General features: G+C 63.9%; 21 protein-coding genes. 9 read left to right on the top strand and 12 right to left on the bottom strand.

The window, feature by feature from the left end:
- Positions 1–35: 35 nt before the first annotated feature.
- Together RHIZ70P_RS05140 and rpsD are read right to left on the bottom strand one after the other, a co-directional pair.
- On the bottom strand, positions 36–962 hold the full coding sequence (locus RHIZ70P_RS05140) for a glutaminase (protein ID WP_115669310.1): 927 nt from the start codon (positions 960–962) through the stop codon (positions 36–38).
- Positions 963–1,075: 113 nt separating this feature from the next.
- A complete protein-coding gene (gene rpsD / locus RHIZ70P_RS05135) occupies positions 1,076–1,693 on the bottom strand; it encodes a 30S ribosomal protein S4 (protein WP_115669309.1) in 618 nt (205 codons plus the stop codon).
- Positions 1,694–2,028: 335 nt separating this feature from the next.
- Here rpsD and RHIZ70P_RS05130 point away from each other — a divergent pair, with 335 nt between their 5' ends.
- Positions 2,029–3,024, top strand: coding sequence for a TerC family protein (locus RHIZ70P_RS05130; protein WP_115669308.1), 996 nt, complete (start codon positions 2,029–2,031; stop codon positions 3,022–3,024).
- Positions 3,025–3,165: 141 nt separating this feature from the next.
- Positions 3,166–3,621 carry a DUF1810 domain-containing protein gene (locus RHIZ70P_RS05125; RefSeq protein ID WP_115669520.1) on the top strand — a complete coding sequence of 152 codons (456 nt, stop codon included), beginning with the start codon at positions 3,166–3,168 and terminating at the stop codon, positions 3,619–3,621.
- 8 nt (positions 3,622–3,629) lie between these two features.
- Here the strand turns inward: RHIZ70P_RS05125 and RHIZ70P_RS05120 are convergent, their stop codons facing one another.
- From RHIZ70P_RS05120 to RHIZ70P_RS05100, 5 genes are all read right to left on the bottom strand, one after another.
- The gene (locus RHIZ70P_RS05120) at positions 3,630–5,150 is read right to left on the bottom strand and encodes an ATP-binding protein (protein ID WP_115669307.1); all 1,521 of its coding nucleotides are present in this window, start codon (positions 5,148–5,150) and stop codon (positions 3,630–3,632) included.
- A gap of 139 nt (positions 5,151–5,289) precedes the next feature.
- A complete protein-coding gene (locus tag RHIZ70P_RS05115; RefSeq protein ID WP_181903958.1) occupies positions 5,290–6,564 on the bottom strand; it encodes a hemolysin family protein in 1,275 nt (424 codons plus the stop codon).
- A gap of 118 nt (positions 6,565–6,682) precedes the next feature.
- Positions 6,683–7,507: a glutamate racemase gene (gene murI / locus RHIZ70P_RS05110; protein ID WP_115669305.1), complete on the bottom strand. Its 825-nt coding sequence runs from the start codon at positions 7,505–7,507 to the stop codon at positions 6,683–6,685.
- Positions 7,488–8,318, bottom strand: coding sequence for an RNA methyltransferase (locus tag RHIZ70P_RS05105; protein ID WP_115669304.1), 831 nt, complete (start codon positions 8,316–8,318; stop codon positions 7,488–7,490). Before RHIZ70P_RS05105 ends, murI begins: the two co-directional genes overlap by 20 nt.
- 198 nt (positions 8,319–8,516) lie before the next feature.
- Entirely contained in the window at positions 8,517–9,044 is a 528-nt protein-coding gene (locus RHIZ70P_RS05100) for a hypothetical protein (protein WP_115669303.1), read from the bottom strand.
- A gap of 227 nt (positions 9,045–9,271) precedes the next feature.
- Between RHIZ70P_RS05100 and RHIZ70P_RS05095 the strand changes: the two genes are divergently transcribed.
- From RHIZ70P_RS05095 to RHIZ70P_RS05085, 3 genes are all read left to right on the top strand, one after another.
- Positions 9,272–10,486 (top strand): NADP-dependent isocitrate dehydrogenase, encoded by a 1,215-nt coding sequence (locus tag RHIZ70P_RS05095; protein WP_115669302.1) that lies wholly within the window; start codon positions 9,272–9,274, stop codon positions 10,484–10,486.
- A 141-nt stretch (positions 10,487–10,627) separates the two neighbouring features.
- On the top strand, positions 10,628–11,254 hold the full coding sequence (locus RHIZ70P_RS05090; protein WP_115669301.1) for a glutathione S-transferase family protein: 627 nt from the start codon (positions 10,628–10,630) through the stop codon (positions 11,252–11,254).
- Between the two features lie 106 nt (positions 11,255–11,360).
- Entirely contained in the window at positions 11,361–12,989 is a 1,629-nt protein-coding gene (locus tag RHIZ70P_RS05085) for a SulP family inorganic anion transporter (RefSeq protein ID WP_115669300.1), read from the top strand.
- Positions 12,990–13,255: 266 nt separating this feature from the next.
- Here RHIZ70P_RS05085 and alaS read toward each other — a convergent pair whose 3' ends face one another.
- Together alaS and recA are read right to left on the bottom strand one after the other, a co-directional pair.
- Positions 13,256–15,916, bottom strand: a complete 2,661-nt coding sequence (alaS, locus tag RHIZ70P_RS05080; protein ID WP_115669519.1) for an alanine--tRNA ligase — start codon at positions 15,914–15,916, stop codon at positions 13,256–13,258.
- Between the two features lie 158 nt (positions 15,917–16,074).
- Positions 16,075–17,160: a recombinase RecA gene (recA, locus tag RHIZ70P_RS05075; protein WP_115669299.1), complete on the bottom strand. Its 1,086-nt coding sequence runs from the start codon at positions 17,158–17,160 to the stop codon at positions 16,075–16,077.
- A 242-nt stretch (positions 17,161–17,402) separates the two neighbouring features.
- On the opposite strand from recA, the gene RHIZ70P_RS05070 reads away from it, so the two are divergent.
- Together RHIZ70P_RS05070 and RHIZ70P_RS05065 are read left to right on the top strand one after the other, a co-directional pair.
- On the top strand, positions 17,403–18,374 hold the full coding sequence (locus tag RHIZ70P_RS05070) for a carbohydrate kinase family protein (RefSeq protein WP_115669298.1): 972 nt from the start codon (positions 17,403–17,405) through the stop codon (positions 18,372–18,374).
- Complete coding sequence (locus tag RHIZ70P_RS05065; protein WP_115669518.1) at positions 18,374–19,300, top strand: pseudouridine-5'-phosphate glycosidase; 927 nt, start codon at positions 18,374–18,376, stop codon at positions 19,298–19,300. Before RHIZ70P_RS05070 ends, RHIZ70P_RS05065 begins: the two co-directional genes overlap by 1 nt.
- Positions 19,301–19,335: 35 nt before the next feature.
- Here RHIZ70P_RS05065 and RHIZ70P_RS05060 read toward each other — a convergent pair whose 3' ends face one another.
- Both RHIZ70P_RS05060 and cckA read right to left on the bottom strand, forming a co-directional pair.
- Positions 19,336–20,073 carry a helix-turn-helix transcriptional regulator gene (locus tag RHIZ70P_RS05060; RefSeq protein WP_115669297.1) on the bottom strand — a complete coding sequence of 246 codons (738 nt, stop codon included), beginning with the start codon at positions 20,071–20,073 and terminating at the stop codon, positions 19,336–19,338.
- Positions 20,074–20,210: 137 nt separating this feature from the next.
- Entirely contained in the window at positions 20,211–22,847 is a 2,637-nt protein-coding gene (gene cckA, locus RHIZ70P_RS05055; RefSeq protein WP_115669296.1) for a cell cycle histidine kinase CckA, read from the bottom strand.
- Positions 22,848–23,124: 277 nt separating this feature from the next.
- Between cckA and RHIZ70P_RS05050 the strand changes: the two genes are divergently transcribed.
- Positions 23,125–24,546: a flagellar biosynthetic protein FliO gene (locus tag RHIZ70P_RS05050; protein ID WP_115669295.1), complete on the top strand. Its 1,422-nt coding sequence runs from the start codon at positions 23,125–23,127 to the stop codon at positions 24,544–24,546.
- A 94-nt stretch (positions 24,547–24,640) separates the two neighbouring features.
- Here RHIZ70P_RS05050 and dksA read toward each other — a convergent pair whose 3' ends face one another.
- Entirely contained in the window at positions 24,641–25,060 is a 420-nt protein-coding gene (dksA, locus tag RHIZ70P_RS05045; protein ID WP_115669517.1) for an RNA polymerase-binding protein DksA, read from the bottom strand.
- A 279-nt stretch (positions 25,061–25,339) separates the two neighbouring features.
- Here dksA and RHIZ70P_RS05040 point away from each other — a divergent pair, with 279 nt between their 5' ends.
- Positions 25,340–25,837 carry a SixA phosphatase family protein gene (locus tag RHIZ70P_RS05040; RefSeq protein ID WP_115669294.1) on the top strand — a complete coding sequence of 166 codons (498 nt, stop codon included), beginning with the start codon at positions 25,340–25,342 and terminating at the stop codon, positions 25,835–25,837.
- Positions 25,838–25,870 lie beyond the last annotated feature (33 nt).

Genomic DNA, 25,870 nt, shown 5'->3' with positions numbered 1-25,870 from the left:
GCGCGCCCTGCCAATGCCCGGTTGATGCGGCAAGATCAAGTCCCGAATACCGACCAGCCGGTGCGCGCCGCCAGCATTTCGAGCGCGACGGACCCGAGCGCCGAATTGCCGACCTTGTTGAGACCCGGCGACCAGACGGCGATCGAGGCCTTGCCCGGCGCGATGGCGAGAATGCCGCCGCCGACGCCGCTCTTGCCCGGCAGGCCGACATGAAAGGCGAAGTCGCCCGATCCGTCGTAGTGACCGCAGGTCAGCATCAGCGCATTGATGCGCCGCGCCCGCTTCGGCGAGACGACCGAATAGCCGCTGATCGGATCATGGCCGTGGGCGGCGAGAAACAACCCGGCGCGCGACAGCTGCCGGCAGGTCATGGCGATGGCGCACTGGTGGAAATAGACGCCGAGCACATGGTCGACCTCATGGTGCAGATTGCCGAAGGAGCGCATGAAATTGGCAAGCGCATGATTGCGGAAGCCTGTTTGCGTTTCCGACTTTGCCACCGCTCTGTCGATGCTGATCGTCTCGTCGTCGGCAAGATAGCGCACGAAGCGCAGCACTTCGCCGATCGCCTCCTTCGGCTTGTGGCCCGCCAGCACCATGTCGCACACGACGATGGCGCCGGCATTGATGAAGGGGTTGCGCGGAATGCCGTGCTCCTGCTCGAGCTGCACGATGGAATTGAAGGCGGAGCCGGAGGGCTCGCGGCCGACGCGTTTCCAGATACCCTCGCCGGCCTTGCCGAGCGCCAGCGTCAGCATGAAGACCTTGGAGACGCTCTGGATGGAAAAAGGCGTTGCCGCATCGCCGGCGGTGAAGACCTGTCCGTCGACCGTGGTCAAGGCGATGCCGAACTGGTTGGGATCGACCTTGGCAAGTTCGGGAATGTAATCGGCAACCTTGCCCTCGCCGCGCCGCTCGGCGAGCGACAATGCGATGTCGTCGATGATCGCCTGAAGGTCCATCTGCATCCTTTCACAGCCCTGCGCCGCTCATGCATACTCGCCGCAAAATATTGCAGGGCAAATAGAAAAAGCCGCCCCGAGAGGCGGCTTTCAACAATCCGGTCGCGCAACGATCAGCGCGAGTAGAATTCGACGACCAGCTGCGGTTCCATGACGACAGCGTAGGGAACGTCGGACAGGCCCGGAACGCGAACGAAGGTGGCAACCATCTTGTTGTGGTCGACTTCGATGTAGTCCGGAACGTCACGCTCTGCGAGCTGGACCGATTCGAGAACGGTGACCAGCTGCTTCGACTTCTGGCGAACTTCGATCACGTCGCCGGCCTTGCAGCGGTACGAGCCGATGTTGACCTTGACGCCGTTGACGGTGACGTGGCCGTGGTTGACGAACTGACGGGCAGCAAAGACCGTCGGGACGAACTTGGCGCGGTAGACGATCGCGTCAAGACGCGATTCGAGCAGACCGATCAGGTTCTCCGAGGTGTCACCCTTGCGGCGGTTGGCTTCGTCGTAGGTGGCGCGGAACTGCTTCTCGCGCAGATCGCCGTAGTAGCCCTTCAGCTTCTGCTTGGCGCGCAGCTGCACGCCGAAGTCCGAAAGCTTACCCTTGCGGCGCTGGCCGTGCTGGCCGGGGCCGTATTCGCGACGGTTGACCGGGGACTTCGGACGGCCCCAGATATTTTCGCCCATGCGGCGATCGATTTTGTACTTGGATGCAGCGCGCTTGCTCATCGCATTTCCTTTACAATAGGTTACACCGGTTTGTTTCCAAACCGGATGAAGGAAACACGCCCTCCTCTGAACTTCGTTTTGGAAGCTCTGACAGGTTTCTCACAAAAAGCGTATGGAGAACACCACGGGACATGTCAAAGAAACACCGGGCTTTCTGGCCCGGCGTTGGGGGGTCATTAGCGGTGGATCACGCGAAAGTCAACGGCTTGCGCTTGAACTTATTCATCCAGAGACCATTTGGGGGAAACGCAGCACCGGGCCCCTCTGACGCGAGTGCCGGATTCCCGTGATGTCGGAGCTGCGATCCCCAACCGTTCCGGCAAAGGAAACCCGCGATGGATTTTCTTTGGTTTGATTTTCTGGGCACCCCCGCCTGGATGTGGCTCACCTTTATCGCAATTGTCATTACCCTGCTCGCTCTCGATCTCGGTCTCCTACACAAGGAAAGCCGCGAGATCGGCATTCGCGAGAGTTTCATGCTCTCGGCCTTCTACATGTCCCTCGGCCTCGCCTTCGGCGGCTGGATCTGGTTCCAGAGCGGCCAGCAGGCAGGTCTGGAATACCTGACCGGCTTCGTCGTCGAGAAAAGCCTGGCGATGGACAACATTTTCGTCATCGCCATGATCTTCGGCTATTTCTCCATTCCCCGCCAATACCAGCATCGTGTCCTGCTGTGGGGTATTCTCGGCGTGATCGTGCTGCGCGGCGTGATGATCGCCGCAGGTGCCTCGATCGTCGAGAACTATCACTGGGTGCTCTATTTCTTCGCCGCCTTCCTGGTCTTCACAGGCGTGAAGATGCTTTTGACCGCCGATCACGACTACGACGTCGCCGCCAATCCGGTGCTGAAATATCTGCGCCGGCACTTGCCCGTGACCGAGACCTTGCGCGAGGAGCATTTCTTCGTCCGCGAGGCCGACAAGAGCGGCAAGCTTCGCACCTTCGTCACCCCGCTGTTCCTGGCGCTGGTCATGGTGGAACTGGCGGACGTGATCTTCGCCGTCGATTCGATCCCGGCGATCTTCGCCATCACCACCGATCCGTTCATCGTCTACACGTCGAATATTTTTGCCATCCTCGGCCTTCGTGCCCTCTACTTCGCCCTGTCGGCGCTGATCCATCGCTTCGCATACCTCAAATATGCGCTGGCGCTGGTGCTGATCTTCATCGGTTCGAAGATCTTCGTCGCCGATATGCTGGGGCTCGCCAAGATCCCGCCGGCCGTATCGCTCGGCGTCACCCTCGCCATTCTGGCGAGTGGGATTGTCGGCTCTCTCTGGGCGACCCGCAAGGCGGAGAAGAACGTCACCAAGCAAGTCGCGCAGGACTAAGGAGCACGGGGCGGCCTTCGGCCGCCCCGTGCCCTCTTCGTTATCAACGACCAGTCCCGGCGATCCCGCGACACGGCATTCACAGTCGCCGTCTGGGCGGATATGGTGTCGATCACCACACACACTGAGGGTCGGATCGCCATGACCGAGACTGACGCCCATGACGCCCGCAGGGGCGATCCGTATGCGCTCGAACGCTTCGTTGAAGCCCAGGCTCCCGTCTACGCAGACGTGCTTGCCGAGTTGCACCGCGGGCGCAAGTCCAGCCACTGGATGTGGTTCGTCTTTCCGCAGATCACCGGCCTTGGCGGCAGTCCGATGGCGATCCGCTACGCCATTGCGTCACTCGCCGAGGCCCGCGCCTATCTCGACCATCCGGTTCTTGGCACGCGGCTGAGAGAGTGTTGCGAGATCCTGCTCGGCCTCGACGGCAGGACCGCCGAGGAGATCTTCTGCTACCCGGATGTGCTCAAGCTGCGCTCGTCCCTGACGCTCTTTGCCCGAGCCTCAAGGCTCGGCGACAGCGTGTTCGATACCCTGCTGGCAAAATACTACGACGGAAAGCCGGACCCGCAGACGCTGGCGCTGATCGAATAGCCCTGCCGCTATTCCGCCGCCGAGGGGACCTCGCAGTCGTCGGTGGCGTTCGGATCGCCGGGTGCGGTCTCCGCCTGCAGGTCCGGGAAGGCGACGATGCGCTTGCCGGCAAAGTCGGTGTGGACGACGATCAGGTTGTGCTCTTCGAAATAGCCGAGCAGACGCCGGGCACGGCGGGCCGAATGGGTGCCGTAGGCCTTGGCGATTCGCTGGTCGGACGGGCAGGCCTCGCCCCGGATGGCCGCCCGCGCCATCAGCAGGAAGACACCCTGCAGGTCATCCGAGACCCGCTGCGAGAGATCAAGCGCCATGACCCAGCCTTCGCTCGCAGCCGTCTCCTCGTCGACGCCGGATCGGGCGATCGCCACGCGGCGGCGAAATTCGCCCATGGCCATCGGCGGGCCTGAGACGCGCCGCATGCGGGCACGCACCAGAAACTCCTGGTAAAGCACGGAATCGGTGCGATAGGCGGCCTGCGGATCGGCAAGGATTTCCGCCAGCACCTGGGCGAGCCGCTCCTCGCGCTCCTCTCCAGACATTTCCGGCGTCGATGGACGCCCCTCACCCGATCCTCCGACGCCACTTGCGGCCGGGGCTGCCTTCGACAGTTCGGCGAGGATGTCCGTCGTCGGACGCGGTGCCGGCGGCGCGCGCCGCACGATCGGCCGGGTAAACTCTTCCGGGTCGGGCGTGAAGATCAGGTCTTCCACGTCCTGTGGCGCATCCGGCAGCGGCATCAGCTTCGGGCTCGACGAGCGCGCCGAGGTTTCGACCGTTCCGATGACGATCGGCAGCGGTCGGCGCGACAGGGCCGGCCCGAGGGCGACGAAATTGCCGCGCTTCAGGTCACGGAACATTTCCGCCTGGCGCCGGTCCATGCCGAGCAGGTCGGCGGCGCGGGCCATGTCGATGTCGAGGAAGGTGCGGCCCATCAGGAAGTTCGAGGCTTCGGCCGCGACGTTCTTGGCGAGCTTGGCAAGGCGCTGCGTGGCGATGACGCCGGCAAGCCCGCGCTTTCGGCCGCGGCACATCAGGTTGGTCATCGCGCCGAGCGACATCTTGCGGGCGTCTTCCGAGACGTCGCCACCGACCGAGGGCGCGAACATCTGTGCCTCGTCGACCACCACCAGTACAGGGAACCAGTATTCCCGCTCGGCATCGAACATGCCGTTGAGGAAGGCGGCGGCGGCGCGCATCTGTTGCTCGATGTCGAGCCCTTCCAGCGTCAGCACGCAGGAGACACGATGCTGGCGGATACGGTTGGCGATCCCGGCCAGTTCGGCTTCCGTGCGCTCGCCGTCGACCACCAGATGGCCGAACCGGTCCGAAAGCGTGACGAAGTCGCCCTCAGGGTCGATGATGACCTGCTGAACCCATTGCGCCGACTGCTCGAGCAGGCGCCGAAGAAGATGCGATTTGCCGGAGCCGGAATTGCCCTGCACGAGCAGACGCGTGGCCAGAAGCTCCTCGATATCGAGCTTGGCCGGCTCCCCGCCCGACACCGTTCCCATATCGATTCCGACCTGCAATTGCGAACCTCTCTCGCGTGGAGAATGAAAAAGACCGCCGTAGCGGACCAAAGGCTTTCCTAGCAAAGGCGCGGCGGTTTTTCGCGCCCCGAAATCGTTAACCCACAGGGGATTGGGTATTCGCCAGGGTGTGAGCCACTCAGATCGACGGTTCCCCGACCGGCGAGACCAGCAACTTGTCGATACGCCGGCCGTCAAGGTCGATCACCTCGAAGCGCCAGCCGTTTGCCTCGAAGCTCTCGCCGAGATCGGGAATGCGCTTCAGCTCGGCGATCACATAGCCAGCGACCGTCGTATAGTCCGGATCGGATTCCACCGGGATGCGGATGCGATCGACGAACTCGTCGATCGGCGTCCAGCCGGCGACCAGGTAGGAACCGTCCTCGCGGCGCACGACGGAGGGCTCGTCATTCTCATCTTCCTGGAACACGCCGGTGATGGCCTCCAGGATGTCGCCGGAGGTGATGATGCCTTCGAAATGGCCGTACTCGTCATAGACAAGCACCATGTGCAACGGCGTCCTGCGGATCGCCTGGATGATGTCGACGGCGCTGGCCAGGTCCGAGACGATCGGCACCTCGCTCAGATGCTCGCGAATGTCGAAGTCGGTACCGAGCGCGATCGCGTCATAAATGCGCTTGGAGAACAGCACGCCGATGATCTCGTCCGAATCGCCCGACCGCACCGGCAGGCGCGAATGCGCGGCACTGCGCAGCTTGTCGCGGATTTCCTCGAGCGTATCGTCGACATCGAGAACCTCGACGTCACGGCGCGGTGTCATCAGGCCCCGCGCCGTGCGGTCGGCCAGACGCATGACACCGGAAATCATCGCCGATTCTTCGTTCTCGATGACGCCGGCGCTCTGTGCTTCCGCCAGCACGGACTTGATTTCCTCATCCGTCATCGTCCCCGCGGAAGCGCCGCCCTGACCAAGAAGCGCAAGCAGCGTGCGTCCCGAATTGTCGAGCAGCCAGACGAGGGGTGCCGCAACCTTCGATAGGAGCAGCATCGGCCCGCCAACCTTGGCCGCGACCGCCTCCGGATTGCGAAGCGCGATCTGCTTGGGTACGAGTTCACCGACGATCAGCGACAGATAGGTGATGATCACGACCACCGAGCCAACGCCGAGAGCGCTGGCCAGACTTTCGGACAGCCCCTGCTGTAGCAGCCATCCGGCCAGACGTGCGCCGAGCGTCGCCCCGGAAAAGGCACCCGACAGGACGCCGACCAGAGTGATGCCGATCTGCACCGTCGACAGGAACCGGCCCGGCTCTTCGGCAAGTCGCAGGGCGATCGTTGCGCCACGATTGCCCTGCTCCGAGAGCACCTTGAGGCGCGCCGTGCGCGAGGAAACGACCGCCATCTCGGACATGGCCAGAACGCCATTGAGAAGGGTCAGCAAGGCAACGATCAAAATTTCCGTATACAAAATAAGCTCGAGGCTCCTTTGAAAGACGGCCTGCCCGGCCGCAATGAGACCACTACCATGTTTGCCGCTGGTTCTCCAATATCCGCACGGCGCTTTCGAGGCACTACACGGCTTTGACCGAGGTGTCTGCGATGTCGAGGCCAAAACCCTGCATCAGGCGACGGGTGGAGAAATCGGGTTTACCGGAGGTGAAGACGGCAAAGTCGAAGCCTTGCGGGTGTTCCGCCCCCTCGATCAACGGCACCAAGCGGCGGGCCTGGCGGGCGATCGCCTCGGCCGGGTCGAGCCAGTCGACCGGCCAGGGTGCAAGACGCCGAAACACATTCGCGAGGAAGGGATAATGGGTGCAGGCCAGCACGACGATGTCGGTGCGCGCGCCGTCCTTCTCCACGAAACAGGGGGCAATCTCCGCCAGCACCGCCTCGTCCGACACCGGCTCGCCGCGGATATAGGCCTCCGCCATCCTTGCCAGGTTTTCCGACCCCACCAGCCGAACATGGCACTTGGCGGCAAAGGACTGGATGAGGTCGCGGGTATAGGCGCGCTTCACCGTTCCGGGTGTGGCGAGCACTGAGACGAGCCCAGACCGCGTGCGCTCGGCCGCCGGCTTGATCGCCGGCACCGTGCCGATAAAACGCATGTCCGGAAAGGCATGGCGCAGATCGGTGCCGGCCAGGGTAAAGGCGGTATTGCAGGCAACGATCACCGCTTCCGGCTCATAGGTCGCGAGCAGTTCGGCGAACAGATCGAGGATGCGTTTGCGAAGTGGGGCCTCCTCCCATCCGCCATAGGGAAAGCCGGCATCGTCGGCGACATAGATGAAACCGCGCTCCGGCATCAGCACGCGCGCCTCGCGCAGCACGGTCAGCCCGCCGATGCCGCTGTCGAACACCAGCACCGGCTTCGGCTCATGCCCCGTCTGTGTCATCGTCCACCCCGTCCAGGTCCTGCCAAGGTCCCGCCTTGCCGCGCGGGCTCTTGCGGCTGTATCGGTCGAATGTGGCGAAAACGCCGCGCATGATGCTGATCTCCTGCTCCGAATAGGCGCGACGGGTCAAGACCGCGCGAAGATTGTCGATCATCTTCGGCTTCTTCGCGGCCGGCCTGAAATAGCCCCGCGCATCAAGCGCCTCCTCGACGGATTCGATCATGCCGAACAATTGTTCCTTGGTGGCCGGCTTCTGCTCGAGCGGCTGGAAGGAGGTTTCGGCCAGATCCTCAAGGCCGCCCTTCATCCATTCATAGGACATCAGCAGCACGGCCTGGGCGATGTTGAGCGAGGCAAAGGCCGGATTGACCGGGAAGGTGACGATCTCGTCGGCGAGCGCCACCTCCTCGTTGGTGAGCCCCCACCGCTCGCGCCCGAACATAATGCCGGTCGCCTCGCCCGCCTTGAACTTCGCCCGCAGTGTCGCAGCCGCCACCACCGGCGAGCGCACGGGCTTGAAGCCGTAGCGCTCGCGCGCGGTCGTGGCATAGACGAAGTTGAGATCGGCCAGAGCCTCCTCCAGCGTATCGAAGACGCGGGTTGCGTCGATCACATGGTCGGCCTTGGAGGCGGCGGCCCGGGCCTTGTCGCTCGGCCAACCGTCGCGCGGATTGACGAGCCGCAGTTCCGACAGGCCGAAATTGGCCATGGCGCGCGCCACCATGCCGATATTCTCTCCGAGTTGCGGCTCGACAAGAATGATCGCCGGCCCCTCGGCCAGAAGTTCGCGTTCGCTATTGGTGCCTGACATGACCGCCTCGCGTGGAATTTCGCGGCCTAACTCGCACAAAGCGCCGCAAAAATCAAAACCCCGCTCCGACTTGCGAGCCCATCCGTCCCTTTTTCTCGCCCGGACACCGGGCCCCAGGCGAAGATCCTTGCCATTATCCACCGGTCCCTTGAGGTGCTCGACGCTGCGATGCGTCGGGCTCAAGGGTGGAACGACCGCTTATCTATCGGCTGCGATGGTTTTCAGTTCGTCCTTGATCGACGCCCCGGAATTGCCGTTCACCACCGGATAGATGTCATCGATCACCGGGCGCCCGCCCTCCTCTTCGACGTGGAAGATCAGCACGGTGTCCTCCTGGTATTCAGGTCCATCACCGAAGCATTTGCGGTTGTTGAACAGCGCCGTCACCTGTCCGTCTCCATCGTCCTCGATACGGATGTTCTCGAACGGGCAGCCATCCTGGCCACCGGCAATCGGATCATAGTCGAAGGGCGAGCCCGTGGTTTCCCCTTCCGGCAAATCATAGGCCGGATGCTTGGAGGCCTCGCGGTAGGCCGAGGCGAAATCGGCGCTGAACAGGCGGTCGAGACGGCTCTCGCCGAACACGTCCTCGCTGGCCGGATCCACCGCGGTCCAATTGCCTGCTGCCACGTCGATGACCTCCTTGACCGGCGCGGTCGGATCGGCCGCGTGACAGGCGCCGGCGGCAAGGAACAGCAAGGCGGTTGCGGCGGCGAGAGATTTCATGGCGATGTCCTGAAAGGAGCGGAATGCTCCGCGGCAATCTATCCGACGCAGGGCGAACCACAAGAGCGGCCAAAGGCCCGAAATACGGCCAAAGTTGGTATGATTTTGTGAACGAAAAGGCGCTACGGCGTCGGCTCTGCGCTTTGCGTTCCCGATCCGGAATGCTATAGGCGCTGCCAGACAGAAAACAGGGACCCTCGTCCCTCCCCCAAGCTGCGAGGATATTCATGGAAAAGATCAAGGTTGCCAACCCCGTCGTCGATATCGACGGCGACGAGATGACCCGCATCATCTGGCAGTTCATCAAGGAAAAGCTGATCCTGCCCTATCTTGATCTGCAGATCGAATATTACGACCTCTCGGTAGAGAACCGCGACGCCACCAACGACCAGGTGACGATCGACTCTGCCAACGCCATCAAGAAGCACGGCGTCGGCATCAAGTGCGCGACGATCACGCCGGACGAAGCCCGCGTCAAGGAATTCAACCTCAAGGAAATGTGGAAGAGCCCGAACGGCACGATCCGCAACATCCTCGGCGGTGTCATCTTCCGCGAGCCGATCATCTGCAAGAACGTGCCGCGCCTGGTTCCCGGCTGGACCAAGCCGATCGTCGTCGGCCGCCACGCCTTCGGCGACCAGTACAAGGCCACCGACTTCAAGTTCCCCGGCAAGGGCACGCTGACCATCAAGTTCGTCGGCGAAGACGGCGAAGTGATCGAGAAGGAAGTCTACAAGGCCCCGGGCGCCGGCGTGGCCATGGCCATGTACAACCTCGACGAGTCGATCCGCGATTTCGCCCGCGCCTCGATGATGTACGGCCTGATGCGCAAGTGGCCGGTCTACCTGTCGACCAAGAACACCATTCTCAAGGCCTATGACGGCCGCTTCAAGGACATCTTCGAGGAAGTCTACCAGAACGAGTTCAAGGCTCAGTTCGACGAAGCCGGCATCATCTACGAACACCGCCTGATCGACGACATGGTCGCATCGGCGCTGAAGTGGTCCGGCGGCTATGTCTGGGCCTGCAAGAACTACGACGGTGACGTTCAGTCGGATACCGTCGCTCAAGGCTTCGGCTCGCTCGGCCTGATGACCTCGGTCCTGCTCACCCCGGACGGCAAGACTGTCGAAGCCGAAGCGGCCCACGGCACGGTGACCCGCCACTACCGCCAGCACCAGAAGGGCCAGGAAACCTCGACGAACTCGATCGCCTCGATCTTCGCCTGGACCCGTGGCCTCGCCCACCGCGCCAAGCTCGACGACAATGCCGAGCTCGCCCGCTTCGCCACGACGCTGGAAAAGGTCTGCATCGACACCGTCGAGAGTGGCTTCATGACCAAGGACCTGGCGCTGCTGATCGGTCCCGACCAGCCCTGGCTGTCGACCACCGCCTTCCTCGACAAGGTCGACGAGAACCTGCAGAAGGCCATGGCCGCCTGAGCCATCCGGCAGCACACCTTTGAGAATGATGGAAACCCGGCCTCGCGCCGGGTTTTCTTTTTTTGTTTTGCGCCATCTTGTGAAGCCGTTCGAAGACTGTTAATAAATAGAACATAACAGGAACGCACGAGGGGGGAAACCTTGGCCGATCTGACGCTTTACACAAATCCCATGTCGCGCGGGCGAATCGCGCGCTGGATGGTGGAGGAGACCGGTCAGCCCTATGAAACGGTGATCGTTCCCTTCGGCCCGGCGATGAAGTCGCCTGACTACCGGGCAGTAAACCCCATGGGCAAGGTGCCGGCGGTGCGCCACCGCGAGATCGTCGTCACCGAATGCGCGGCAATCTGCGCCTATCTGGCCGACACCTTCCCAGAGGCAAAGCTTGCGCCACCCAACACCCAGCGCGGCAACTATTACCGCTGGCTGTTTTTCGCCGCCGGCCCGCTGGAGGCGGCCGTCAGCAATCGCAGCCTCGGCTTCGAAGTTCCCGACGAACGACGACGCATGATCGGCTATGGCAGTTTCGAGGATGTCATGGACACGCTCGAGATCGCCGTTTCGACCAATCCCTTCGTCGCCGGCCACGCCTTTACCGCCGCCGACGTCTATGTCGGCTCCCATGTCAGCTGGGGCCTGCAATTCGGCTCGATCGAGAAACGACCGGCCTTCGAGGCTTACCTCGCCCGCGTGACCGACCGACCCGCCTTCCGCCGCGCCCAGGAAAAGGATGACGCCGAGATGCGAGAAATGGAAACTGCCGGCTAGTCGTTGCCTTGAAAATGCGCGTCTGTCCGTCAGGGCCTCTAGCGATGGGCCAGCCAAGTCTGCTTAGATGATTGCACTGGCGGACCTGTGCCATCGGGGGGATTGCATGACCGACGCTTTCATACCGAAGTCCATCGCCGTTTTCCGTGAAGGCTACGGCCTGGAGAGACTTCGGGCAGACTCCCTTGCCGGTTTGACCGTGGCGATCGTCGCCCTGCCGCTGTCGATGGCCATCGCCATCGCCTCCGGCGTCACGCCGGACCGCGGGCTTTACACGGCCATCGTCGGGGGCTTTCTGGTGTCGCTGCTGGGCGGCAGCCGGCACCAGATCGGCGGACCGGCCGGGGCCTTCATCGTGCTTGTGGCCACAACGGTCGCAACGCATGGAATCGATGGCCTGATGCTGGCGACGATGATGTCGGGGGCGTTTCTCATTCTGGCAGGCACCCTCAGGCTCGGCAACTATGTCAAGTTCATACCCTATCCCGTGACCGTGGGCTTCACCGCCGGGATCGCCGTCATCATCTTTGCCAGCCAGATCAGCGAATTGCTCGGCCTGACGCTGCCGGCCAAGGAACCGGGTCCGCTCATTGACAAACTGCCGGCGCTTGCCGCCGCGATGCCCAGCTTCGACCCGGGCGCGGCATCCATAGCCGCACTCACCGTCGGCACGATCCTCGCTCTGCGGCGTCGGCGCCCGAGCTGGCCCGGCATGCTGATCGCCGTCTGCCTCGCCTCCGCTGTGACCGCGTTCCTCCACCTCGACATCGCAACGATCGGCAGCCGCTTCGGCGGCATTCCCCGCAGTCTCCCTTTGCCGCAGCTTCCCGCAATATCGCTCGACCTCGCCCGGGCGGTCCTGCCCGATGCCATCGCCTTCGCCCTCCTCGGCGCCATCGAATCGCTGCTTTCGGCAGTCGTCGCCGACGGCATGACCGGCCGGCGCCATCGCTCGAATGTCGAACTGATCGGACAGGGCATCGCCAATATCGGCTCCGGCCTGTTCGGCGGCTTCTGCGTGACCGGCACGATCGCCCGCACCGCGACCAATGTCCGCGCCGGCGGGACGAGCCCGGTCGCCGGCATGCTGCACGCGCTTTTCCTGCTGCTATTCATGGTGATCGCCGCGCCACTCGCCAGCTATATTCCGCTGGCCGCCCTTGCCGGCGTCCTGGCGATCGTCGCATGGAACATGATCGAGCGTCCGGCCTTCGCCGCCCTCATCCGCACCTCGCGCGGCGACGCCGTGGTACTACTCGTCACCATGCTGCTCGTCGTCTTCCGCGACCTGACGGAAGGGATCATCGTCGGCTTCGCCCTGGGCGCCCTGCTCTTCATCGACCGCATGGGAAAGAGCGTGACCGTCGCGCCACAGGACGAGGTCAAGGAGCGGCCGCTCGACAATATCGACGGAAATACCGTCGTCTATCGCCTCGGCGGGGCCTTTTTCTTCGGCGCGGCGGCAACGGTCGGATCGGTCCTCGACCGGATCGCCGACCAGTACCACCATTTCGTCATCGACTGCTCGGGCCTGCATTTCATCGATTCGACCGCCGCCAATGTCATCGCCGGCACGGTGCGCAAGGCGCGGCGTGCCGGCGTCAGCGTCTACATCACCGGCGCCGAACCGGATGTTCGCCGGATGCTGGAAACCCACGAGGTTCACGGCGCCAATGTGGTTTACCTGCCCTCGGTCGGGGAAGCGCGCGCCCTGATTGCCGAAAAGCCTGGCTGATCCGGATTTACCAGCGCCCTGCGCAATGCGCCGGATCGGCAGAGGGAAACGCTGCGCACGGATCGGACGGGGATCCGCCACATGTCGCGCAGCGCCACTCTCGCGATCGGTTGCGCGGCACGGAAAATAGCCTGCGGATGGTCCATGGACACGAAAAAGGGCGCAGTCTCAAGCCGCGCCCTCTTAAACTTCAGACCATCGAACGGAACCTTCGCCCGACAACCCGCCGCCGCAAAACTGCGGCGAGCGAACCAGGCTGCCGGCGATCAGCCGGCGAGCGCCGCTGCGACGGCCTCGATCGCCGCCTCCGCCTGGGCACCGTCCGGGCCGCCGGCCTGTGCCATGTCCGGACGGCCACCGCCGCCCTTGCCGCCAAGAGCGGCCGAAGCGACGCGCACCAGTTCGACTGCGCTCACCCTGGCCACCAGATCGGCGGTCACGGCGACGACGGCGCTTGCCTTTCCGTCTTCCGACACCCCGACCAGCGCCACGACACCCGATCCGAGCGTCGTCTTGCCGTCGTCGGCCAGACCTTTCAGGTCCTTGGGGTCGACACCATTCAGCACCTTGCCGATGAAACGGATACCGTTCACCTCGCGAACGGCCTCCTCCGCCCCGGCCTGACCGCCGCCCATGGCGAGTTTGCGCTTGGCGTCGGCCAGTTCGCGCTCAAGCTTGCGACGCTCGTCGATCAGCGCCTCGACGCGCGAAACGACATCGCCGGGCTGCACCTTGAGGGTCGAGGCGAGTTGCTTCACCCTCTCGTCCTGATCGGCGAGATAGGCCCGCGCGGCTTCCCCGGTCAGGGCCTCGATGCGACGGACGCCGGCGCCGACGGCGCTTTCGCCGAGAATGCGCACCAGGCCGATATCGCCGGTGGCACCGACATGGGTGCCGCCGCACAATTCGACGGAATAGGCCTTGCCGGCCTTCGGGCCTTCGATCGCCGTGCCCATCGATACCACCCGGACCTCGTCGCCGTATTTCTCGCCGAACAGGGCCATCGCACCCTCGGCGATCGCGTCGTCGACGCTCATCAGGCGCGTCGTCACGGGTGAATTCTGCACCACGATGGCATTGGCCATATCCTCGACGACCTTGAGTTCCTCCGCCGACATCGGTTTCGGATGCGAGACGTCGAAGCGCAGGCGTTCCGGCGCGACCAGCGAACCCTTCTGGGCCACATGGGTACCGAGCACCTCGCGCAGCGCCTCGTGGATCAGGTGCGTGGCCGAATGGTTGGAACGCAGCCGCGAGCGGCGGGCGTGATCCACGGTGAGCACGACCGCATCGCCGACCTTGAGCGTACCCTCGGAAACGGTCGAGACATGGACGAACAGGCCCTCACCCTTCTTCTGCGTATCACTGACCGTTACGCGCGCGGCATCGCTGGCGATGATCCCGGCATCCCCCATCTGACCGCCCGATTCAGCGTAGAACGGGGTCTGGTTGACGACGATCTGCACGTTCTCGCCGGCCGAGGCGCTCTCGACCGCTATGCCGTCCCGCACGATGGCCTGGACCTGGCCCTCGGCGGTCTCGGAGGAATAGCCGAAGAACTCGGTCGCCCCGTGCTTTTCCTTAAGCTCGAACCAGATGGTCTCCGTCGCCTTGTCGCCCGATCCCGCCCAGTGCGCACGCGCCTCGGCCTTCTGCCGCTGCATGGCATCGTTGAAACCGGTGATGTCGACGCCGATGCCGCGGGCGCGCAGCGCATCCTGCGTCAGGTCGAGCGGAAAGCCATAGGTGTCGTAGAGCTTGAACACCGTCTCGCCGTCGAGCGTGTCGCCCTTGCCAAGATCTGTGGTCGCATCCGACAGCAGCGACAGGCCGCGCTCGAGCGTCTTGCGGAACCGGGTTTCCTCGAGCTTCAGCGTCTCGGCGATCAGCGCCTCGGCGCGCACCAGTTCAGGATAGGCGCGGCCCATCTGCTGGACGAGCACGGGAAGCAGCTTGTAGATGACCGGTTCGCGGGCGCCGAGCAGTTCCGCATGGCGCATGGCGCGCCGCATGATGCGTCGCAGCACATAGCCACGGCCTTCGTTGGACGGCAGCACGCCGTCGGCAATCAGGAAGGCCGACGAGCGCAGGTGGTCGGCGATCACCCGGTGGCTGGCGCGGCGATCGCCCTCGGCCGGAACGCCGGTCAGGTCGACGGATGCCTCGATCAGCGCCCGGAACAGGTCGATGTCGTAATTGTCGTGGCGCCCCTGCAATACGGCAGCGACGCGCTCGAGACCCATGCCGGTATCGATCGACGGACGCGGCAGGCTCACCCGTTCTTCCTTGGTCACCTGCTCATACTGCATGAAGACGAGGTTCCAGATCTCGATGAAACGGTCGCCATCCTCCTCCGGCGAGCCGGGCGGACCGCCCCAGATGTGGTCGCCGTGGTCGTAGAAGATCTCCGAGCACGGACCGCAGGGGCCGGTATCACCCATGGCCCAGAAATTGTCGCTGGTCGGAATGCGGATGATGCGGTCGTCGGTAAGCCCGGCGATCTTCTTCCACAGATCGAAGGCCTCGTCGTCGGTGTGGTAGACCGTGACCAGCAGACGCTTGCGGTCGAGGCCGAACTCCTTGGTGATCAGCTTCCAGGCAAGCTCGATCGCCTGTTCCTTGAAATAATCGCCGAAGGAGAAATTGCCGAGCATTTCGAAGAAGGTATGATGGCGGGCGGTATAGCCGACATTGTCGAGGTCGTTGTGCTTGCCGCCGGCACGTACGCATTTCTGCGCTGTTGCCGCCGTCGTATAGGGACGATGCTCGAGCCCGGTAAAGACGTTCTTGAACTGCACCATGCCGGCATTGGTGAACATCAGCGTCGGGTCATTGCGCGGAACGAGCGGGCTCGATGACACGATCTCGTGGCCATTCGCCTTGTAGAAATCGAGAAAAGTCGACCGGATGTCGTTCACGCCGCTCATGTCATGCCCTTCATTCTGGCCGGAAAGCGGCCGATCCGCGAAAATCAATGGCTTTTATCGTTCGCCATTCCCCCTGTCCAGCCGCCGAACGCAAAACCGGCCACACCTCTTTCGATATGTGGCCGGTCTCTAATCTGAAAAATGACAGAACGCAGCAATTATGCGTCGCCGGCATCGCCCTCTTCGCTGTCGGGACCGCCGTTCTGCAGGAACTTTTCGGCAATCAGCCCGGCATTCTGCCGCAGCGCCATTTCGATTTCCTGGGCCAGGGCCGGATTGTCGCGCAGGAACAGCTTGGCGTTTTCGCGGCCCTGACCGAGGCGCTGACTGTTATAGGAGAACCAGGCACCCGACTTCTCGACAATGCCGGCCTTCACCCCGAGATCGACCAGCTCGCCGGTCTTCGACACACCCTCGCCATACATGATGTCGAATTCCACCTGCTTGAACGGCGGCGCCATCTTGTTCTTCACCACCTTGACGCGGGTCTGGTTGCCGACGACCTCTTCGCGATCCTTGACAGCACCGATGCGGCGGATGTCGAGGCGGACCGAAGCGTAGAACTTCAGCGCATTGCCGCCGGTCGTGGTTTCCGGCGAGCCGAACATCACGCCGATCTTCATGCGGATCTGGTTGATGAAGATCACCATCGTCTTCGACTTGGAGATCGAGGCGGTGAGCTTGCGCAGCGCCTGGCTCATCAGGCGGGCCTGCAGGCCGGGCAGACTGTCGCCCATCTCGCCTTCGATTTCGGCGCGCGGGGTCAGAGCCGCGACCGAATCGACGACCAGAACGTCGACGGCACCCGAACGTACCAGCGTATCGGTGATCTCAAGGGCCTGCTCACCGGTATCCGGCTGCGAGATCAGAAGGTTCTGCAGATCGACGCCGAGCTTGCGGGCATAGATCGGATCAAGCGCATGCTCCGCATCGACGAAGGCGCAGATGCCGCCCTTCTTCTGCGCTTCGGCGATCGTCTGCAGCGCAAGGGTCGTCTTGCCCGAGCTTTCCGGGCCGTAAATTTCGATGATGCGGCCCTTGGGCAGTCCGCCAATGCCGAGCGCGATGTCGAGGCTGAGCGAGCCGGTCGAAACTGTCTCGACTTCGACCACGCTCTCGTTTGCGCCGAGCTTCATGATCGAGCCCTTGCCGAACGATCGTTCGATCTGCGCGAGCGCCGCTTCCAATGCCTTGCTTTTGTCCACCGATTTGTCCTCTACGAGCCGCAAAGAATTTTGTGCCATCTGGTCCACCTTTAGGTTATTGAAGCCGCATAGGCAATGAAGCAGCCGATGGCGAATATGTACATGTTTTGTTCTCATTTGGCAAGACCCGGCCAAGCAATTGGATCAACTGGCTTTCCAGGCCGGCGTTCCACTTTTGTCCCGGACGAGATCCGACGCAGCGCGAGCCTTCCGGCCGACGACCGGGCGACGGGTTCATGGGCGGCCGATTCGCGCTTTGAAGACGCCTCGGCAGGTCCGCTTTGACCGCGCCGGTGCTGGTCATCGGGGGCGCCCACATCGACCGCCGCGGCAGGATCGGCGGTCAGACTCGCCTGGGCGCGAGCAATCCCGGCACGTGGTTCGATGAGCCCGGCGGCGGCGCCTTCAACGCGGCCTGCAATCTGGCGCGGCTCGGCCATCCGGTCCGCCTCATCGCGCCGCGCGGCGGCGATGCGAACGGCCAGCGCGTGGCGGCCGCCGCCGAGCAGGCGGGGATCGAGGATTGCCCGGTCGTCTTCCTCGACCGCGCCACACCGAGCTATACCGCCATTCTGGAAAACGACGGCAATCTGATCGTGGCGCTGGCCGACATGGCGCTTTATGATCTGTTCACCCCGCGCCGGTTGCGCAGCCGCTCGCTGCGCGACAGCCTGGCCGCGACGCAGAATGTCCTGTGCGACGCTAACCTGCCAGGGGACACGATCGCCGCCCTGGCGACCAGCGCCGCCCGGCTCGGCAAGCCGACCGCCGTCATCGCCATTTCTCCGGCCAAGGCGATCCGCCTGAAGACCTGCCTGCCGCTTCTCGACCACGTCTTCATGAATGCCGCCGAGGCCGAAGTGCTGGCAGGGGCGCGGGCCGTTGATCCCGCCGACTGGCCGGATCTTTTGCGGCGAGCGGGTCTGCGCTCCGGCACGGTCACCATGGGCGCCGGCGCGACCGTCGCGTTTGACGAGAATGACATCGCCCTGCTCGCCCCGCCGCGGCTCGAGGCCATATCCGACGTCACCGGCGCCGGCGACGCCTTCGCCGCCGGCTTTCTCTCTGCGACGACCTGCGGCGAGACGATCGGCGAAGCGCTGCGCCATGGCACCGCCTGCGCGGCAATCACCCTGCGGTCTCCTCATGCCACGGCAGCGAACCTTACCAGAGAACTCCTAAAGTCGGGGCTGGCCCTCGTGCCGGCAGCCGCTATCCTGCCACGAAACCCGCTCAATTCCGGACACGAATGATGACAAGCTCCATTTCCCCCCTTCTGCCGATCGTCTACGCGGACGAGGTTGTCGCCGCGAAAGCGCGCGGAGCACCGATCGTCGCGCTCGAATCGACCATCATTACCCATGGCATGCCCTTTCCGGGAAACCTGGACATGGCCCGCAGCGTCGAGCACATCGTGCGACAGAACGGTGCCGTGCCGGCAACCATTGCGGTGATCGAGGGTGTCTTGCACATCGGCCTCGAACCGGCCCAGATCGCTGCCTTGGCTGAGATGCGCGACGTGATGAAGCTGTCGCGCGCCGACATTGCCTTTGCGCTTGCCGAGCGCCGCACCGGTGCGACAACGGTGGCGGCCACCATGATCGCCGCGGCCCGCGCCGGCATTTCGGTCTTTGCCACCGGCGGCATCGGGGGCGTTCATCGCGGCGCCGAGGAGAGCTTCGATATTTCCGCCGACCTCGAGGAACTGGCGCGCACGGCCGTCATCGTCGTCTCCGCCGGCCCCAAGGCCATCCTCGACATTCCGAAAACGCTCGAAGTGTTGGAGACCCGCGGTGTCCCGGTGGTCAGCTTCGACAGCGAGGAATTCCCCGCCTTCTGGTCGCGCTCGTCAGGACTGAAGAGCCCGCTGACACTCCCGAGTCCGGCGGCGATCGCCAACTTCCAGCGCATGCGCGAACAGCTCGGCATCGCCGGCGGCATGCTGATCGCCAATCCCGTGCCGCTCGAGGCCGAGATCCCGCGCGAAGAGATGGAGATTTACATCGGCCGGGCGCTCGCCAGCGCCGAACGCGAGGAAATCACCGGCAAGGAAGTCACGCCCTTCCTGCTCGACACGATCTTCCACATGACCGGTGGACGCAGCCTGAAGACCAATATCGCCCTGGTCGAAAACAATGCGCGCCTTGCCGCCGAGATTGCGGTTGCGATGAATGCCTGAGAGCTTCTGAACCGACCCGCCAGGCTGGTCGGGTGTCAGTCGAGATAGCCCAGTCGGGCTGCCTCGGCCAGTGCATGCTCGAGGCGGTCGGTGCCGAGCTTACGACACAGCGAGCCCACCAGATAGTTGACGGTGCGCGTCGACAGCGAAAGCCTGCGCGCGATCGCCGCCGTATCGTGACCGGCGGCCGTCATCAGCAGACATTCGATTTCCAGGCCGGATATGCCGGTCTGCTGGCCGGCGCGCCGTTTTTCCAGTGTTTCCAGCCGGTCGAGCAAATGAATCGACAGGAAGCTGAACTCGTCCAGGTCCGCGTGCGTCAGGGCATCGCGTTCGCCATAGACACCGAAGATATGCTTGCGCCCGTCAAGGGTTGGCAGGGCGGCATAGGCGCCTTGGCTCATGCCGTGTTCCTGTAGCAGCGCCATCAGTTGCCCCACCTGTGCCGACCCTTGCGCCTTCACGCTCAGATCGCTGACATGCCACTGATAGGCCAGCCGGTCGGATGTGGCGAAGATGCGCACCGGCGCCGCCGGAAGCCCGCCGATGGCATCAAAGCCGTCGATGAAGGCCGGGGGAACATTGGTCAGGAGAAGGTGGTCCCGAAGCGAGCCGGTCGGGGCGGAGCGCGCGGCGAAAAGCTTGAAATAGTCGAAACGAAAACGGCGCAGCAAAAGGTGGATCACGGTGCCGATCTCGCTCAGGCTCTCCACCGCCTGAATTCGCACCAGCAGTTCCCTGCCACCACCGCCTGCTACCCCGTCACCGTCCATCGCACCTCGACCACATGCCGAACGTCTGCTCGCAACACACGCGCGCCCGAGCCTATTCTTACCCGGTTCGCGACCGCGGCGAGCCGGCCGCCGAAGTGACGGCCGTCATGACAGTAGGCGCATGATCTTGCTCAATGTCAATTTGCCCCATCGAGCATTTCGCGGACGGCGACGGCAAGCTGCTTGAGCGAGAACGGCTTGGGCAGGAAGCCGAACTTCGCGTCCGCCGGCAGGTTGCGGGCAAAGGCGTCCTCGGCATAGCCGGAGACGAAGATGAACTTGAGTTCAGGATAATTCTTGCGCAACTCGGTCAGCAGCGTCGGGCCGTCCATTTCGGGCATGACGACGTCGGAGACGACGATATCCACCGCTCCCTGCAGTTCCTGCATGATGTCGAGCGCCTCGACGCCGGAGCCGGCTTCGTGCACGGTATAGCCGCGGGTCTCCAGCATACGCTTGCCGCCGCGTCGAACGGCCTCCTCGTCCTCGACCAGCAGTACCACGGCGGACTTGCCGGTCAGGTCGGCCGGTTCCTTGGCGTCCGGGCCGGCCGGCGGCTGTGAAGCGCCGACGGCCTGTTCGACGCCGCCCTCCCCGCTGGCGCCGGCCACAGCGGCGGTTGCCGACGCCGGAACGATCTCGGGAATGTGCCGCGGCAGGAAGATGCTGAATTTCGTCCCGTGACCCACTTCCGATACCGGATAGATATAGCCGCCGGATTGCTTGACGATGCCGTAGACCATAGCAAGGCCGAGGCCGGTCCCCTTGCCCACATCCTTGGTGGTGAAGAAGGGTTCGAAGATCTTGTCCATGATCTCCGGCGCGATGCCGGTCCCGGTATCGGCCACTTCCACCAGGACGAACTCCTCCTCCGGAAGGCCGCGATAGTTGAAGGCAGCCGCCTCGGCGGATGAAATATTGCGGGTCGTCACCGTGATCGTCCCGCCGTCCGGCATGGCGTCGCGGGCGTTGACACACAGGTTGATCAACACCTGCTCGAATTGCGAAAGGTCGGTCTTCACCGCCCAAAGATCGCGGCCATACTCGACCTTCAGCTTGACATTGCTGCCCGAGATCAGCCGGTCGACCAGCATGCGCAGGTCGCCGATCACATCCGTCAGGTTGAGCACGCTCGGCCGCATGGTCTGCTTGCGGGAGAAGGCCAGCAACTGACGCACCAGGACTGCGGCGCGGTTGGCATTGCGCTTGATCTCCATCAGGTCGGCAAAGCTCGAATCCGATGGCCGCGCCTGCAGCAAGAGGTGGTCGGAGGACAGCAGGATCGCGGTCAGCACATTGTTGAAGTCGTGCGCTATGCCGCCGGCCAGCGTGCCGACCGCATTCATCTTCTGCGTCTGCGCCATCTGCGTCTCGAGCGCCTTCTGGTCGGTCACGTCGACCGCATAGACGATCGCGGCCTCCTCCGGCGCCTCGTCGCTCTGGTCGATCACCGCATTGACGTAGAAGCGGAAATGGCGGGCATCGCTTTCCGGATGGCGGCTGTCGATGGGGGCAATGTCGACCTGGCGATCCTTGGCCGCGGCGAGCGCCTCGCGGAAGCGCTCACGCTCGCTCTCGTGAAAGAAGACCTCCAGCTTGCCGCCGCGATCGACGTCGTCGCGGCTGACGATATCGGAGAACAGCTTGAGGAACGGCGCATTGGTGCGCAGGATCCGTCCCTCGCCATCGACCGAGGCGATGGCCATCGGCGTGTTGTTGAAGAAGCGGGTGAAGCGCATCGAAGCGATCGACGCCGACTGGTCGCTGCCGCCGTCCTGCCGGGCCAGCACGATCGAGCGGCTCTCGCCGGGCGCGCCGTCACGCGCCGAGCGGACCCGATGGACCAGCCTCACCGGCAAGCTCTGTCCGTTGACACGCCTCAGGTCGAGATCCAGCGTCTCCGTCTTCGACTGGCCGGGCTCGGCCTGCACCGAATTGATCAGCGCCATGCCCTCGCCGGCCACCAGGTCGGCAATCGTCATCGAGCCCGGGCTGAACTGGGTGAGGTCGACCCCCAGCCATTCCGCCAGTGTCGCGTTGAGATAGTAGATCTCACCCTTGCGACCGGCGGAGAAGAAGCCGGCCGGGGCATGGTCGAGATAGTCGATGGCGTGCTGCAGTTCCTTGAAGAAGCGCTCCTGGTCGTCGCGCTCCGAGGTAATGTCGCTGATCTGCCAGATATGCAGCTTCTTGCCGAGCCGGCGCTCGCCGGCCAGCATCCGCGCCTTCAACCGATACCAATGCGCGCCCGAGCCGCTTCCGGTATGCGTACCGAGCGGCTTGAGCAGGCGGAACTCCTCATAACCCTCGCGCCCTTCCCGCAAGCCGTTGGTCAGTCGGTAGAGCGCTTCACTCGATTCGCGGTAGCGCGACAGCAGCGCCTCGAGCGATTGCACCTCGGTCGCCTTCTTGGCGCCCGTCATGCGGCCATAGGCGCCATTGGCATAAATGACGCGACCATCGGCGTCGGTGATCAGGATGCCGTCGGGCTGGCTGGCGAGGAAGCTGCGCGCCAGCGTATCCGAATGGGACTGCGGCATGACCTCGACGAAGCCGATCACCGCCGCCACGATGAAGAATATCCCCATCATGGCAAGGATGCCGAGGAGGCCGAGCACGATCTCGTTGTCGAGCTGGCCGCGGAACACGACGAAGGCGACCGCGGCGGCCAGCAGCACGAATGCAAGCAGGATGACGCGCAGCGCCGTGCCCGAACGCGTTGCGCGATCCACCAGCGGACCTTCGTCGTCTGCGCCCTTCGGCTCTCTTGTCATATGTGCCTCGTACTCGAGCCCGGATTGCGCGTCGCCGCCTGCGATGCTTAAGGGAATCGGGGCGTGTAGAACCTCTTTAGCAATTTGCGGCAGCGGCAAAAAGCTCCGGGCCGGCATATTGCGGGGTACCATACACAGCAATCCCCACAGGAATGCCTCATTTGACGGAGATCCTCCGCCTTTTGAGCGAAACCCGCTCGGGGCCGTGTGCTGCGCCCTTGCCGGATTGCGAAATCGCCTATCTTCTGCGAGAAAGCGAAAAAAGGGAGAACGCGACATGTTTGACGAACTGGTGACCGCCTACGGGAACCGTTTTCTGGTCGCGGCACTCGGCGTCAGCCTTGCGCTCCTGTGCCTGTTCATCGTGCTTTGGCTGTTGCGCAACCGCGCGCCTTCCCCCTTCGTCCGCGGGGGGCGCAACCGCCAGCCGCGCCTGCAGGTTCTGGATGCCGCCGCCGTCGATGCGCGCCGGCGGCTGGTGCTGGTCCGCCGCGACAATGTCGAACATCTGGTGATGATCGGGGGCCCGACCGACATCGTCATCGAAAGCGGCATAGGCAACGAGCGCGCCTATCTCTCGGCCAGACCGGTGACCGACGCGCCCTTGCAGGTCGCCGCCGACGTCGCGCCGGCATCGCAACCGGGACCGGCCACGGCGCCGCGCGCGCTCGACCGGTCGCTCACACCCGTTGCGCCAGCGGCGCCGCCCGACGCTGTGACCGCGGCGAAGGACGAACGCACTCAGGCGGCAAGGCCGGACGCTCCGATCGCCGCCCGCCCCTTGTCTCCCCCTGCTAGCGCGCCGGCTGCGGAAACAGCACCTGTGCCCTCCGTGACCCAGGTGAAGGCTGCGCCACCCGCCGCACCGGTCGCGCAGCCAGCACAACCACAACGCCCATCGCCGCCAAACGTCGAAATGCGTAAACCCGAGGTTCCGGCAGCGGAAGTGGCCCCGGCCCCGATCGTCAGGCCCGAACCGGCCCGCCCGGCGCTCGACGCCACCGAAAGCGTCCCGTCCGAAGGCCCGAAGGCGCAGATCCCCGTCGTGCGCGCCCTTTCCGAGGCCCTGCCCCAGCCGTCGCCCGTCGCTTTGGCAAGACCCGCTGCCCAAACGCCCGAGCCCGTGGAACCTCTAGCGCCCGCGATCCAGGCCGGCCCGGTTGCGGCCCCGATCGTCACGCCTGGGCCGCGCCCGCTCGAGATTTCGGCTCGCTTCGCCGCACCGGCGGCGGCCGCAGCGACAGTGCCCGCGGCCGTCGGCCAGTCGATGGAACGCCCGTCAAAACCGACTGCAGACGTCAACATCATCCCGCAGGAGGACGCCTCCGATATTCTGGAGGCGGCTCGCCAGCGGGTGCTTTCGCCGGTATCCGCGCCCTCCCGCGGCAGCGAACCCCGCCCGGAGCGGCCATCCACCATGCCCGAAACGCCCGTCCGGTCCGGTGAACAGAGCGAGTTCGAACGCGTTCTGGAAGAGGAGATGGCCCTGCATCTTGCGGCAAACGACGCTCGGCCGACGGCATCGCCGCCTTTCCAGCCGATCCTGCCCGAAACGCGCGCCGACCGACCATTCGTGCCGCCGATTGCCGGGCCTGTGGTCAATGACGCGAGCCGCCCGGGCGTCCCCGCCAAGCAGGAGCCTGACCTGCAGGACGAGATCGCGCGCATCTTCGGCGAGATGTCCGCCGACCGCCACTGAGGCGTTCCTGAACGCGAAAATGCCGGCGCGAGCCGGCATTTCTTTATGATCCATGGCCTTTCGAGCAAAGCAATCGATGGCTTGCGGCGTCGCGCTATTCGTCGCGATAGACCTTCTCGCGTCGCTCGTGACGCTCCTGCGCCTCGATCGACAAGGTCGCGATCGGCCGCGCATCCAGCCGCTTCAGGCCGATCGGCTCTCCCGTCTCCTCGCAATAGCCATAGGTTCCGTCATCGATACGCTGCAGGGCGGCGTCGATTTTGGAGATCAGCTTGCGCTGCCGGTCGCGGGCGCGCAGCTCGATGGCACGGTCGGTTTCAGAGGAAGCCCGGTCGGCAAGATCGGGATGATTGGCACTCTCTTCGGCAAGGTGCTCGAGGGTTTCACGCGCTTCCCGGAGGATGTCGTTCTTCCAGGCGATAAGCTTGGCGCGGAAGTAGGCCCTCTGGCTGGCGTTCATGAACTCGTCGTCTTCCGAGAGAACATAATTGCTAAGATTGATCTTCTCACTCAACGCGATTCTCCTGAAGAACATCTCAATGGCCGGCTGTATATCCTTTCGATAACCGGGGTTCAAGCCTAATGGCTGCCTATTAAGCCATTTTTAAATCTGTCACATTTTTAGGCTAAGGGCATATTTTCTAACCACTATTTTCGATTTGGGCAGTGCGGCGCCCTGACAGGCCTCACGCGGCATACCCGACTGTGGTCTAATCGGTTTGAACAGCAGTTGACGGACCTCCCCGACAAAAGCTAGTTCAGAATAAGAAGCCCAGTCGCGGAATTTCCTCGGATGCCCCTCCTTGCCTCGCCCCCTGAACGCATCTACCTCCTGAGGCACGCGAAGTCCGGATGGGCCCTGCCGGGTGGGCGCGACTTCGACCGCACCCTCGATCAAGCCGGCCTGGAAGAGGCGGCCCAGGTCGCCGACGAGGCGGCCAGGCGCGGCTATCGACCCGATCTCGTGCTCTCGTCTTCGGCGATGCGGTGCCGGCAAACGGCAGAGGCCGTCCAGCGCGCGATCGACGGCAATACCGAGTTCCGCTTCGCCGACGAACTCTACAACGCGCCGGCGGAAATCTATGTCGACGCACTCGGTCAAATCGATGCCTTTTCCTCGGTCATGCTGGTCGGCCACAATCCGGCGATCGAGGAGCTGTTCGCCACGCTGGTCGGGATGGACGTCGTCAACCGGACGATACCGGAAGGCTATCCGACGTCGGGGCTTGCCGTTCTCGACCGCAACGGCGACGGCGAAGACTGGCTCTTGCGGGATTTCCTCGTCGGTTGATCCTCACGCAGCGCAGACCTCAGGCCGCGACGA

The sequence above is a fragment of the Paenirhizobium selenitireducens ATCC BAA-1503 genome (genome assembly GCF_900492185.1).
Classification (GTDB): domain Bacteria; phylum Pseudomonadota; class Alphaproteobacteria; order Rhizobiales; family Rhizobiaceae; genus Allorhizobium; species Allorhizobium selenitireducens_A.
The sequence above is the reverse complement of the archived record's forward strand: the minus strand, read 5'-3'. Positions and strand labels throughout refer to the sequence as shown.

Excerpts from the sequence above, each read along its gene's own strand:
- RHIZ70P_RS05095 (WP_115669302.1), top strand. The coding sequence starts at position 9,272 with ATGGAAAAGATCAAGGTTGCCAACCCCGTCGTCGATATCGACGGCGAC.
- RHIZ70P_RS05140 (WP_115669310.1), bottom strand. The coding sequence starts at position 962 with ATGGACCTTCAGGCGATCATCGACGACATCGCATTGTCGCTCGCCGAG.
- RHIZ70P_RS05050 (WP_115669295.1), top strand. The coding sequence starts at position 23,125 with ATGTTTGACGAACTGGTGACCGCCTACGGGAACCGTTTTCTGGTCGCG.
- recA (WP_115669299.1), bottom strand. The coding sequence starts at position 17,160 with ATGGCACAAAATTCTTTGCGGCTCGTAGAGGACAAATCGGTGGACAAA.
- RHIZ70P_RS05100 (WP_115669303.1), bottom strand. The coding sequence starts at position 9,044 with ATGAAATCTCTCGCCGCCGCAACCGCCTTGCTGTTCCTTGCCGCCGGC.
- RHIZ70P_RS05130 (WP_115669308.1), top strand. The coding sequence starts at position 2,029 with ATGGATTTTCTTTGGTTTGATTTTCTGGGCACCCCCGCCTGGATGTGG.
- alaS (WP_115669519.1), bottom strand. The coding sequence starts at position 15,916 with ATGAGCGGCGTGAACGACATCCGGTCGACTTTTCTCGATTTCTACAAG.
- RHIZ70P_RS05060 (WP_115669297.1), bottom strand. The coding sequence starts at position 20,073 with ATGGACGGTGACGGGGTAGCAGGCGGTGGTGGCAGGGAACTGCTGGTG.
- cckA (WP_115669296.1), bottom strand. The coding sequence starts at position 22,847 with ATGACAAGAGAGCCGAAGGGCGCAGACGACGAAGGTCCGCTGGTGGAT.
- RHIZ70P_RS05040 (WP_115669294.1), top strand. The coding sequence starts at position 25,340 with ATGCCCCTCCTTGCCTCGCCCCCTGAACGCATCTACCTCCTGAGGCAC.
- RHIZ70P_RS05105 (WP_115669304.1), bottom strand. The coding sequence starts at position 8,318 with ATGTCAGGCACCAATAGCGAACGCGAACTTCTGGCCGAGGGGCCGGCG.
- RHIZ70P_RS05065 (WP_115669518.1), top strand. The coding sequence starts at position 18,374 with ATGACAAGCTCCATTTCCCCCCTTCTGCCGATCGTCTACGCGGACGAG.
- RHIZ70P_RS05085 (WP_115669300.1), top strand. The coding sequence starts at position 11,361 with ATGACCGACGCTTTCATACCGAAGTCCATCGCCGTTTTCCGTGAAGGC.
- rpsD (WP_115669309.1), bottom strand. The coding sequence starts at position 1,693 with ATGAGCAAGCGCGCTGCATCCAAGTACAAAATCGATCGCCGCATGGGC.
- murI (WP_115669305.1), bottom strand. The coding sequence starts at position 7,507 with ATGACACAGACGGGGCATGAGCCGAAGCCGGTGCTGGTGTTCGACAGC.
- RHIZ70P_RS05125 (WP_115669520.1), top strand. The coding sequence starts at position 3,166 with ATGACCGAGACTGACGCCCATGACGCCCGCAGGGGCGATCCGTATGCG.